Origin of the sequence: Pseudodesulfovibrio sp. 7M6, from assembly GCF_050058625.1 — a bacterium.
GTDB lineage: Bacteria > Desulfobacterota > Desulfovibrionia > Desulfovibrionales > Desulfovibrionaceae > Pseudodesulfovibrio > Pseudodesulfovibrio salinus.
In genome coordinates, this window is the sequence record NZ_CP188816.1 from 3,207,782 (window position 1) to 3,220,331 (window position 12,550).

Annotated in this window: 8 protein-coding genes; 2 read left to right on the forward strand and 6 right to left on the reverse strand. The window is 61.2% G+C overall.

Annotated elements, in window-relative coordinates:
• Nucleotide 1: 1 nt before the first annotated feature.
• The 6 genes from ACI0FG_RS14995 to ACI0FG_RS15020 form a co-directional block, all read right to left on the reverse strand.
• Nucleotides 2–4,597 (reverse strand): PAS domain S-box protein, encoded by a 4,596-nt coding sequence (locus ACI0FG_RS14995; RefSeq protein WP_419785812.1) that lies wholly within the window; start codon nucleotides 4,595–4,597, stop codon nucleotides 2–4.
• A gap of 130 nt (nucleotides 4,598–4,727) precedes the next feature.
• Nucleotides 4,728–5,333, reverse strand: coding sequence for a methionine biosynthesis protein MetW (metW, locus tag ACI0FG_RS15000; protein WP_419785813.1), 606 nt, complete (start codon nucleotides 5,331–5,333; stop codon nucleotides 4,728–4,730).
• A complete protein-coding gene (gene metX, locus ACI0FG_RS15005; protein ID WP_419788399.1) occupies nucleotides 5,323–6,501 on the reverse strand; it encodes a homoserine O-acetyltransferase MetX in 1,179 nt (392 codons plus the stop codon). The genes metW and metX overlap by 11 nt, the downstream gene beginning before the upstream one ends.
• Nucleotides 6,502–6,597: 96 nt before the next feature.
• Nucleotides 6,598–7,908, reverse strand: a complete 1,311-nt coding sequence (locus tag ACI0FG_RS15010) for a mechanosensitive ion channel family protein (RefSeq protein WP_419785814.1) — start codon at nucleotides 7,906–7,908, stop codon at nucleotides 6,598–6,600.
• A 26-nt stretch (nucleotides 7,909–7,934) separates the two neighbouring features.
• On the reverse strand, nucleotides 7,935–8,798 hold the full coding sequence (locus tag ACI0FG_RS15015; RefSeq protein WP_419785815.1) for a UbiA-like polyprenyltransferase: 864 nt from the start codon (nucleotides 8,796–8,798) through the stop codon (nucleotides 7,935–7,937).
• 16 nt (nucleotides 8,799–8,814) lie between these two features.
• Nucleotides 8,815–9,255 carry a DMT family transporter gene (locus ACI0FG_RS15020; RefSeq protein WP_419785816.1) on the reverse strand — a complete coding sequence of 147 codons (441 nt, stop codon included), beginning with the start codon at nucleotides 9,253–9,255 and terminating at the stop codon, nucleotides 8,815–8,817.
• Between the two features lie 193 nt (nucleotides 9,256–9,448).
• On the opposite strand from ACI0FG_RS15020, the gene ACI0FG_RS15025 reads away from it, so the two are divergent.
• Entirely contained in the window at nucleotides 9,449–9,796 is a 348-nt protein-coding gene (locus ACI0FG_RS15025) for a TraR/DksA family transcriptional regulator (protein WP_419785817.1), read from the forward strand.
• Between the two features lie 183 nt (nucleotides 9,797–9,979).
• Nucleotides 9,980–12,433, forward strand: a complete 2,454-nt coding sequence (locus tag ACI0FG_RS15030) for a glycosyltransferase (protein WP_419785818.1) — start codon at nucleotides 9,980–9,982, stop codon at nucleotides 12,431–12,433.
• The last annotated feature ends 117 nt before the right edge of the window (nucleotides 12,434–12,550 follow it).

A 12,550-nucleotide genomic window follows, 5' to 3' on the forward strand; every position in this document is an offset into this window, starting at 1 on the left:
GTTACTGTTCCTGCGCGGCCGTGACCCGTTGCAGCTCCGCCTCAAGCTTGTCCAGCTCAAAGGGCTTGGCGACATAGCCGTCCATGCCCGCGTCCAGGAATCTGTCGCGGTCACCTTTCATGGCATGGGCCGTCAGGGCCACGATGGGCATGGAAAGCCCCAAGTCCTCGCGGATGGCGCGAGTGGCCGCGAGGCCGTCCAGGCCGGGCATCTGAATATCCATGAGCACACAGTCGAACCGACCGGCACGAAGCGCTTCCAGCGCCTTTTCCCCGTTTTCCACACAGACCACCCGATGCCCCAGCTTGCCCAGCAACTGCTGCACCACGGCACGGTTGATCCGTTCATCCTCGGCAACAAGGATGGAGAGTCCCCGCCTGCCGGAATTCACTGCGGGAACGGTATCGCCCGATTCCACCGGCGAACCGTCGGCCACCATGGTAAAGCCCACGGTTGTTCCCTTGCCTATTTCCGTATCCATGGAAACATTGCCGCCCATCAGCCCGGCAAGCCTGCGCACAATGCCGAGGCCGAGTCCTGTCCCCTGATATTTGCGGGTGGAGGAGCCGTCCACCTGGGTGAACGGGTCGAAGACAGTGGAAATCTTTTCGTCCGGTATGCCGATACCGGTATCCGTGACCGAGAAAAAGAGCCGAACCCGGCCGTCACGCGTCGGCGTAACCAGCGGATATCCTGCTACTTCAATCTTGCCGGACTCGGTAAACTTCGAAGCATTGCCCACCAGATTGAAGAGAATCTGCCGCAGCCGCCCCTTGTCCGCAATGAAGTGCCGGGGCAGCGACTCGTCGATCTTCCAGGAAATTTCCAGTCCCCGGCTCTCGGCCTGGAAACGGAAGACCGAGACCACGCTCTCCAGCAATTCGCCCAGCTCGAAGGGATGGGACTCCAACTCCAGCTTGCCCGACTCCACCTTGGAAAGATCGAGAATGTCGTTCAAAATCTGGAGCAGGCCGCGCCCGGAGTCCACGGCTGTCTCCAGAAAGTCCTGCTGTTCCTCGTCCATCTCGGACATCTGGAGGACCTGGAGCATACCGAGCAATCCGTTGAGCGGCGTGCGAATCTCATGGCTCATGTTGGCCAGGAATTCGTTTTTCGCCAGGCTGGCGGCCTTGGCCTCGGACATGGCCACCCGCAGGTCCTCGGCCATGTTCTTGAGCTCGGTGATGTCCGCGCTCATGTGCATACGGACCATCTCGTCGCCCAGCCAGCGAATGGCCCTGTCGTGGTCCAGTGACCAAGTCTTGGTCCTGGGATGATACCGCTCGCGGATCACGGTCTCCACCGGTTCCCCCGCCGCGTTGAGCAGCCAGGACGAAGCGTCGGGAGCGCACTTGCCCGATTCCGCGCCGAGCAGCTCCGGACACATAACGTCCTCAGGGGACTCGTTGAACGCCTGCCGCATATGCGCGTTCATGAACAGGACGACTTCGCCGTTGAGGGTGGAGACGAAAATATCGGCATCAATGGCGTCGAGGATGGTCAGCAGCCGTTCGTGGGACTGTTGCAGACTCCTGGCCGCCCTCCGCTCCAGGGTCACGTCGCGGGTCGAACCATAGACGCGGCGGACCACGCCCCGCTCATTGAGTTCGGGAATGGCCTTGCCCACCAGGATGGTGTCGCCTTCATTGCTCGAGTTATTCGGACGGTACTCCACTTCCACGGGTCGTTTTTCGCTGATGACGCGGGCAAACATCGAGCCCATCTTCGGCCGGTCGTCCCGGTGGGTATACTTGTTCAGAAATTCGTCCAGACTCAGTTTGCCGTCTCCCGGCGCCGCTCCGTGTAGCCGGTACTGCCCGTCGGTCCAGTGCAGTTCGTTTGAGACGAGATCGAACTCCCAGCCGCCCGTCCGGCTGATATGCTGCACCTCGTTGAGCAGTTCCTGGCTCCGACGGAGCTGTTTTTCCGAATTTTTTCTTTCCGTCAGATCGTAGGCGTAGGCAAAGAGGAATTCCTGGCCGCCATACCGGCGATGGTGGCTGGTGAGACCCATGGGAATGCTGGAGCCGTCCTTGCGCCGATACAGGGTCTCGAACCGCCGGATGCCCATCTTCCTCCGGTCCAGCCAATACGTCTTCCAGTAACGGTCATTGAATTTGTCGTCGATCTCCCCAATCTTCATCTGCAGCAGTTCTTCCCGGCTGTACCCCAGGCTGTTCACCGCCGCGTCATTGACGTAAACCATACGGCCCGTAGCATCGATCCAGAAGATGTCGATAGGTGCCGCATCAACCGAATACTGGGTCAGCCGCAGGGCTTCCTCGGCTTGTTTGCGCTCGGTGATGTCAACAATACTGCCTTCATACAGGACCTGATCGCCGTCGGGATCCAATACAATCCTGGAATTCTCGGAGACCCAGATAATGACGCCGTTACGCCGCCGCATCCGCAGTTCGTGGTCACGTATCTCCCCGTCGCGCCGCAACATCGCCACAATTTCCAGCCGCACACTGGGATCGACATAGAGCTGTGCCGAAATATCGGTCACATTCTCAAGGACTTCCTCGGCGGAATCGTAGCCAAGCATGCGGGCCAGGGACAGATTGACGCTCTGGAAGCGGCCTTCGGGCGTGCTCTGGTACAGGCCAGCCACGGAATGCTGGAAAATATTGCGATAACGGACCTCGCTCTCCCGCAGCAAGGCCTCGGCCCGTTTGGATTCCGTAATATCGGCAATCATGGTGAACACGCCGATGAATTCGCCGTTCTCCTCCCGCAGCGGCGCGGCCGAGACCAGTCCCCAGACCACCTCGCCGTCCTCGCGCAGGAAGCGGCACTCGAAACGGCCCGGACCGTCCTCCCCCGCTCCCAGAAAACGGGACTCGTTGGCCTCCCTGTCATCCGGCATCAGCAGGCTGCCCACGGGACTGCCCAGCAGTTCATTGACTGAACGCCCGAGGAATTCTCCGCTCCTGCGGTTTGCGTATGTCACCCGGCCGCCCGCATCCAGGCCCATGATGCCTTCGTTGACGGTCTCGACAATACGCCGGTACTGGACAGCACGCTGTTCCAGCGCCTGCTCCGCCTGTATGCTTTCGGTGACGTCCTTCAGGTATGCGGCAACCTTGGTGATCTGCCCTGCTTCGTCGGGCACGGGGTACAGGGCCGCGTCCAGCATCCGGCCTCTCAAGGTGGCACGCAAGGAAGTGGGCACCCCCTTGTCGATTACCTGCGAGAAGGCCTTTTCCCATTCGTCGCCGATGCGTCCGGGAAGATGGGCCAACATGGCCTCTCCCTCGGCGGCACCACTCCGCAGACGCAACAGGGATGCCATATTCCGGTTCAAGGTCAGTACGGTGCCGTCCCGTGAAAGCAATCCCATGGCATCGGCCGTCGCCTCGAAAAGGGCGCGCAGGGAACGTTCGCTGTCGCGAACCCTGAGCTCCATCTTCTTGCGCTCGGAGATATCCCTCGTGGCGCCCATGAACCCGATGCGCTCGCCCTTCTCGTTGCGAATGGAACGGACAACGATCTCGGCCCAGAGGGTGGAGCCATCCTTGCGCAGCAGCTCTGCCTCCTCCAGCTTCGGTTCGGCCACCCTCCCTTCCGCCTCATCGGCAATAAGCCGCCAGTATGCCCGTTCGATATGCGCGCGGGTAGCGGGAGTCACGCCTTCCAGGACACTCTGCCCGATCAGCTCCTCGGGGCGGAATCCCCGCAATTTTTCGATGGAAGGACTGATGTAGGTGACATGCAGTTCATTATCCAGCGTCCATAGGACATCGCCGGAGTTCTCGGCCAGCATCCGATACAGCCGCTGGGAACGGAGGATTTCCTCCTGGCTGGAAAGATCCCGGATAAAGGCCCAGGCCCCTTTCGCCCTGCCATCCTCATCCCGAATCACCCAGGTTCTGGCCAGGACCGGTACGACGTGACCGTCCGAATGGATATACTCCTTCTCGTACTCAACGCAGCAGTCCTCAACCACAGCCCTTTCCCTGAAAAGACGGAAGATATTGTCCCGGTATAAATCCGGAGCAAGATCATGGGTGTACATACCGATCAGCTCTTCCTGGCTGCGCCCGACCATATTGGCCAGAGCCGGGTTGACCTCAAGGATTTTGCCCGAAATATCGGTGAAAACAATACCGTCCGCAGAGGAATTGAACAGTCCGCGAAACCGCGCCTCACTGTGCGCCAGTTCATCCTCGCTTGTATAATGCGAGGTGATGTCGCGCAGGATGGTCTGGGAAAGACGCTTTCCCCTGGGGCCGTCCATCCGGCTGTCCAGACTGATTCTCAGCGTGTTCCCGTCCTTGCGGACAACGGTATATTCCAGGTCCTTGACCCACCCTTTTTCCAGAAAGGTCTTGAAGATCTTTTTGTGCCTGGACAGGGAATCGGGATGCAGAAACTCGCCGAACTTTCTGCCAAGGACCTCGTCATCGCGCTCATAGCCCATCATGTCGAGCCAGGCCCGGTTGACGGCAACGATTTCCGCCTGCTCATTCAGGGACATGTAGGGAAGGGGCGACTTATCCAGAAAATCGCGGACGGGATTACCCCGAACCTGCGCCCGCAACCGGTTTAGCTCTTCTATCAGCTGGGCTTTAGTCTTTCTGGCGTCGCTGGTCATGACTCATGTTTTGAGGGTAATTTTATAAGTGGGATCAATCATACCGTATTTTTAAAAAACAATCCCTTATAAAATATACCCTCACCCCAAAAAGGGAGATGGCAATGGGAGAGGCCTCGGCACAGGTCCACTACTTGACGGGACGCCCGAGCATGAAGATGCCGAAGGTGGCGAACAGGTTGGGCAGAAAGGTAATGACGCGGCCCCGAGTATCGTGATGATGGGTGGCGATGGCCGCCTCCCTGACGATGGGAACCGAGAGGTCGCGGCAGAACCGGCGGAAGTCCACGATGGGCACCACATGGATGTTGGGCGAGTTGTGCCACTCGTAGGGCAGCTCCCTGGAGATGGGCGCCCGGCCGAGGAAGAACATCTGGAACCGGTTGCGGATATGGGTGAAGTTCGGAAATGAGACCACGCAGAGCTTGCCCACGCGCAGCATCTCGCGGATGAGCCGGGTGGGGTCCGCCACCTGTTGCAGGGTGCGGGAGAGGATCACGTAGTCGAAGGCGTCGTCGGGATAGTCCTCGATCTCCTCATAAATGTCGCCGTGAATGACGGTCAGCCCCTTGGCGATGGCCTCTCCGGCAGCCTCTTCGTCTATCTCCACCCCCGTGCCCTTGATGCCCTTTTCTCGGGTAAGGAATGTCAGCAGGGAGCCGGTGCGGCAGCCAAGGTCGAGCACCTTGGAGCCCGGTTCTATCCAGGAGGCGATTACTTGCAGATCAAAGCGCACGGTCTTCCTCCACGGCTTCCGTATACACGCGATCCAGAAATCCCCGGATCAGGGATTCCAGACGCTCATTGGGCATCAGGAACGCATCGTGCCCCCAGGGGGCCTCTATCTCACAAAAGCTGACGTCCAGCCCATTCTTCTTCATGGCCTTGACCATGGCCCGGGACTGATAGGTGGGATAGAGCCAGTCCGAGGTGAAGGAAACGACCAGATTGCGGCTCTTCGAGCGGGAGAAGGCGGCCACCAGCGACCCTGCGCCGTGGCTGTTTTCCACATTGAAATAGTCGGCAGCCTTGGTCAGGTAGAGAAAGGAGTTGGCGTCGAAACGATCCACGAACTTGTTGCCCTGGTAGCGCAGATAGGACTCCACCTGAAAGTCCGCCTCGAAGTCAAAGGACAGCTCGCACCGATCCTGCAGGCGGCGGTCGAACTTCTGGCGCATGGATTCGTCGGAGAGATAGGTGATGTGGCCGATCATGCGGGCCACGGCCAACCCGTGTTCGGGGCGGCCGCTGTCGTAGTAGTTCCCGTGGTTCCAGTCCGGGTCCGCCATGATAGCCTGCCGGGCCACCTCATTGAAGGCGATGGCCTGGGCCGAATGCTTGCAGGTGGTGGCCAGGGGAATGGCTGCCCGCAGCCGCTCCGGGTAGCGCACGCTCCACTCCAGGACCTGCATCCCGCCCACGGAGCCTCCGGCCACGGCCAGGAGCGTCCCGATGCCAAGATGATCGATCAGCCTGCGCTGGCAGCGGACCATGTCGCCGATGGTCACCAGCGGGAACGTCGTACCGTAGGGTTTGCCCGTGGCCGGGTTTTCGGACATGGGTCCGGTTGAGCCCATGCAGCCGCCGACCACATTGGAACAGATGACGAAATATTTATTGGTATCAATGGGCTTGCCCGGGCCGACCATACGGTCCCACCACCCCGCCTTGGCATCGTCGGGATGATAGTATCCCGCCACATGGGAGTCCCCGGTCAGGGCATGGCAGACCAGAATGGCGTTGGACTTGTCCGCATTGAGTTCGCCGCAGGTCTCATAGGCCAGCGTCACCGGAGCCAGCACACGGCCGCAGTCCAGCTTGAGCCCGTCCCCATCCTCGCCGAAAGTGAAATATTTTTTCTCGACCTGCCCTACGGAAGGTCCGAGTTCGTTATCCGTTTCCATGCCAGTCAAAATAAGGCAGGCGGGGGGCCGGGTCAATGGCCGAGCCTCTTTTTCAATGCACGGAAGCAGCAGAGGCCCGGGCCGGTGTCCCATGGCCTAGTCGGCGTCCGATTCCTTGTCGAGCTTCACGGTCAGGGCGGAGTCCTGCTTGAGCAGCACATCCCGCTGCGGGAACGGGAAGGCGATGCCGTTCTCATGGAAGAGGTGCCAGATGCGCACCAGCACGTCACTCTCCACATTGGTCAATCCGTCTTCGGCATCCGCTATCCAGAAACGGAGTTCCAAGTTCACGGAGCTGTCGCCGAATTCGATCAGCCGGGGCGCAGGCGACGGATTGGACAGCACGCGCGGGACGGACTTGGCGGCTTCGGGCAGCAGGGCCATGGCCTTGTCCAGGTCCGACTCGTAGGCGATGCCCACCGGGACGGACAGCCGGATATTGCGGTCGGAATACGTCCAGTTGACCACCTCGCCGGTGATGAGCTGCTCGTTGGGGATCAGGTATTCCTTGCCGTTGCGGGCCAGGATCGACGTGTACCGGCCGTGCATGTCGTGAACAACGCCAAAGACACCGGCCACCTCGATGGTGTCGCCCGGCTTGATGGAGTTGTCCATGAGCAGAAGGATACCGGCGACGTAGTTGGAAAAAATCGTCTTGAGCCCGAAACCGATGCCCACACCGAGCGCACTGGAGAAGATGGCCAGGCTGGTCAGGTCGATCCCCACCCAGGACATGGCCACCAGCACGGCCCCGGTATAGAGAATCAGCTTGAAGCCCTTGGCCAGCAGGACCTGAAGCGAGGGCGACAGGCCGCTTGCCGAAGTGATACGTCTATTGACGAACTGCACAGCCAGTGAGGCGGCCTGAAGAAAGATCACGGCCAGCACCACACCCTTGATCATGCCCAGGGCGGTAAAGGCAGTCTGGCCGATGGAGAAACGCAAATCATTCAGGAATCCGGTTATGGGAGCAAGCAGGCCGAAGACGGACAGGGCGGCCACCACCCAGACCAGAGTCACCACCCCTCGCGCCAGGGTCCGGTTCGGCATCACGGAAGTGATCAGCCGGATAATGATCCAGGCCACGGCCAGATCACTGGCCGCGTCCAGCACACCGGGCTTGAGGTCCATATCCGCAAACACGGCCGCACAGGCGCGGAGCACCAGCACGAACCCGACCACATTGCCCACGTCCACCACGGAACGGGCAATGGCGCGGACCACGCTGTTCATGCCCTTGGCATCCACCCGCTCCAGCAGGCGGCGCTCATAGCCGCGCCACAGGAATGCGGTCAGCACATAGCCCACAGCCACGCACACCCATTGGGCGGCCGTGCTCCACGTCAGCACATTGGTCTGAACCCAGTTCAGCAGAAATGCGTAGGCGTCGGCCAGTCGCTGCTCCATCGGTTCCTCCGGCTATATTCCGAGTATCAGGCGGCGTGCCACAGGTCCACGACCACGCCGAGGAAAAGGATTACCGAGATCACGCCGTTCATGGTGAAGAAGGCCACGTTGACGCGGCTCATGTCGTCCGGTTTGACCAGTATATGTTCGGCCACCAGGACCACGCCCATAACGCTGGCCACCTCGAAATAGATGCTGCCGAGACCGGCCACCCAGCCCGCCAGCAGGAAAAGCACGGCAGCCACGACGTGCGCCAGAACGGAAACCGCCAGTGCCGACGGGATGCCCAACCGGGCAGGCATGGACCACAGGCCACGTTCCCGGTCAAAGTCCGCGTCCTGGCAGGCATAGAGCAGGTCAAACCCGGCCACCCACAGGGTGACACCGACAAAGAGCAGCACAGCCGCCGGGGTAAATACCGGGTGAACGCACAGCCACCCGGCCACCGGGGCGAGGCCGAGCACCATACCGAGCACGAAGTGGCACCAGTAGGTGAACCGCTTGCAGAAGCTGTAGAAGGCACTGAGGCAGAGCGCCACGGGCGAGAGCAGAAAACAGAGGGGGTTCATCAGTCCGCAGGCGACCACGAACACAAGGGCCGCGACCACGATGAACAGCAGCGTAAACCGGGTGGAGAGCTCGCCGGTCACCAGAGGGCGAGTCTGCGTCCTCGGATTCTCACGGTCGATCTCAAGATCCGCATAGCGGTTGAAGGCCATGGCAAAGGAACGCACCGCAACCATGGCCACGGTGAGCACCAGCAGATTCCAGATTCCGGGCCAGCCGCCCGCCGCCAGAAACGCCCCCATGAAAGCGAACGGCAGGGCGAACACCGAGTGTTCGATCTTGATCATGCGGCAGATGGCGCCGAGATCTTTGGCAATGGGCATTGATCCTTCCCTTTTCTCAATATTTGTTCATCAGCAGCGCCCCTGCGATGACCAGGGCCACGCCGACCATCCGGGGCCAGGAAACCGTATGCACGGCATAGCTGACCAGCCCGTAGTGGTCCAGCACCAGGGCCGCGACGAACTGACCGGCCAAGAGCCAGGCCATGGAGGACGCCGCCCCCAGCTGCTGCGCCAGGATGATGGTGATGGAGACGAAAAACGCGCCGAGCAGGCCGCCGGCCCAGGCCCACCAGGGGGCCGAGGTTGCCATGGCCATGCTGGGCACCGGCCGGGTGGCAAAGCTGTAGACCGCCAAAGCCACGGTACCCACCGCAAACGAGATGAAGGCGGCGAACACGGGATCGCCCAGAGAGTACCTGAGACGCAGGTTGATACCGGCCTGAACCGGCATGGCCGCACCGGCCACCAAGGCCAGCATGATGTATATCCATTTCATACCTCGACGGTACAGTGAACGCGCCCGTTCGTCCACGGCTTTGCAAGGTAGGGAACGGAACGACGGGCACAAAACGGACATTCTCTATTGGAATTGGCGCAAACTGTCGAAACTCCGTAACCCAAGCGCCATTCAACGGGGCGGGGATGAGGGTAGACCGGGGCAACGGACCAACTTCAACCGGGAGCGACCCATGACCGAGACCAACCGAAAGGCCATCCGCAACCATCTGATGCACACCCTGTCCGTGCTCACCGGGCAGGAAACCAATGAACCCTTTGTGCTGGAGAATTGTCCGGACGAAACGGACTTCGCCAGCCAGCTCACCCTCCAGGGCGTGAACATGGCCGTGCGCAACCGCCGCAGCGCCCGCATCACAGAGCTGGAAGCCGCCCTCAAACGAGTGACCGAAAAGCACTTCGGCATATGCGACGAATGCGGCGACAGCATCGGCATCGCCCGGCTCAAGGCCAATCCCTCGGCCCGGCTGTGCGTGCGCTGCCAGTCGGAGCTCGAAGACGGCCTCAACCGCTGCGCCTAGCATCTCACCATTTTTGAACAGCCTGCGGGAACGGCGGGTTGCGGATGGATGATGATAGGGACTGCTGTGCCTGGAGTGCTTCGGCCCGGAACTTTTTACGCGCCGCTTGTCAGCGCATTTTTGAACTGCCCGTGTGTCCACCGGAGTTCGGCGTGAGCGGGCAAAGCCAAATGGAGGCGTGTCATGGCCGAATCGTCTTTTAAGGTGGACCTGCATGTTCACTCCAAATACTCCACGCGCCCCTCGCAGTGGATTCTCCAGAAGATCGGCTGCCCGGAAAGCTTTACCGAGCCTGCCGAGCTCTATGCCATAGCGAGGACGCGGGGCATGGACATGGTGACCATCACCGACCACAACACCATTGAGGGCAGCCTGGAGATAGCCCACCTGCCGCACACCTTCGTCTCCGAGGAAATCACCACCTACTTTCCCCAGGACCGATGCAAACTGCACGTCCTGGCGTGGGATATCACCGAAGCCCAGCACCAGGACATACAACGGGTGCGGGAAAACGTCTTCGACCTTGTCCCCTACCTCAGGGAGGAGGGCATCACCCACGCACTGGCCCACCCCCTGTTCGCGGTGAACGACCGGTTGACGCCTGCCCACTTCGAGCAGGCGTTGCTACTTTTCAAGACGTTTGAGGAAAACGGCACGCGAGACGCCCGGCAAAATCAGGTGGTACGCGACATCCTGACCAGACTGACCCCCGGCGACATCGAACGGCTGGCCAATACCCACAAGATTGATCCCGTGGGCGACGAGCCGTGGATCAAGGCGATCATGGGCGGGTCCGACGACCACTCCTCCCTGAACATCGCACGTATGCACACGACATTTCCCGGCACCCCCACCGTGGACAACGTGCACCAGGGCCTCCGCTCCGGGGAATGCCGCCCCGCCGGGACAGCGGCCACGCCCCGGACCATGGCCCACAACCTCTACGGCATCGCCTACCGCTTCTACCGCTCGCGGATGCGCACCATGAGCCATGCCGCCAGCGAACACCTCTGTTTCCGCTTTGCCAAAGGCGCCCTGGACCCCGGCCACGCGACCGACGATACCGGGCTGGTGAACCGCTTCCTGCGTCTCATCGGCCGGGGCAAGGCCACCCTGCACCGGGAGTACGGCCCCAGCAACACCGTGCAGGACACCCTGCTCAAGGAGGCCGCGGACATCATCGCCCACGACCCGGACCTGCTGGCCATTGCCCGGGGCAAGACCCTCGATGTGCTGGTCCTGGAACGGGAATGGAGCCGGTTCGTGTCCATGGCCGCCAGCCGGGTCATCTCCCAGTTTGCGGACCGCACCCTGGACTCCGTGCTCGGCGCCAACCTCTTCGACGTCTTCCACTCCATAGGCTCGGCCGGATCGCTCTATGCCCTGCTCGCCCCCTACTTCGTCGGCTACGACCTCTTTGCCGGAGAGCGGGATTTCTCCCGCCAGTGTCTGGAACGGTTCAGGGGCGGCAAGCGCGGCGGCAGGCAGAACCGCGACCTCAAGATCGCCCACTTCACCGACACCTTCAACGAGGTCAACGGCGTGGCCAAGACCATCCGGCAGCAACTTCAGATGGTGGCCCGCCACGGCAAGGACATGACCGTCATCACTTGCGGCGGCGCGGCCGATGTGCCGGGCGCGGTAAGTTTTTCCCCGGTGGGCCGGTTCAGCATCCCGGAATACCCGGAGCTGACGCTCTCCTACCCTCCATTTCTGGACATGCTGACCCATTGTTTCGAGCAGGAGTACGACTGCATTCTGGCGGCCACCCCCGGCCCGGTGGGACTGGCTGCCCTGGCCATTTCCAAGATTCTCAAGCTGCCGTTTCACGGCACCTATCATACCGCCTTTCCGGAGTATGTGGCGGCCTTTACCGAAGATGCCGGGCTGGTGGACGGCTGCTGGCGGTACATGAGCTGGTTCTACAACCAGATGCAGGTCATCTACGCGCCCAGCGAATCCACCAAGCTTGAACTGACCGAAAGGGGCATTGATCCGGGCAAGATCGTCACCTACCCCCGAGGTGTGGACACGGACCGGTTCCACCCGGACAAAAAGAACGGCTTTTACCACCGCTACGACATCCAGAGCCGGACCAAGATTCTCTATGTGGGCCGCGTGTCGGTGGAAAAGGGACTGGATGTGCTGGCCGAGGCCTTTGCCAAGCTGACAAAGATGCGCGACAACCTCCAGCTCGTGGTGGTGGGCGACGGCCCCTACCTGGAAGAGATGCGCCGCAAGCTCAAAAACGGACCGGCCACCTTCACCGGTGTACTGGCGGGCGAACCACTGGCCCAGGCCTATGCCTCGGCCGACCTCTTCGTCTTCCCCTCGGCCACGGACACCTTCGGCAACGTGGTGCTGGAGGCGCAGGCCTCCGGGCTTCCGGTCATCGTCAGCGACAAGGGCGGCCCGCGCGAGAACGTGCTGCAGGACGAGACAGGGCTGATCTTCCCGGCCGGAGACGCGGACGCCCTGATCCGGGCCATTCTCCACCTCGTCGATACCCCGGAGCGCATCGAGTACATGGGCCGAAAGGCGCGCAACCATGTCGAACGCCGCACCTTCGACTCCACCTTTCTGAAAACATGGGAAATATTCGATTCGCACGTGGCCGGACGAAACCGGGCCGCCTAAGCCCCCCGTCCGGCCGTTAAAATAATATCACCTTTCCACCCAGTTCCGTAGGGTTCCATAATCGGGTGAACCGCAACCCTCCCGTACCGGAAAACCTTCTGCGCTCCGGCACGAGAA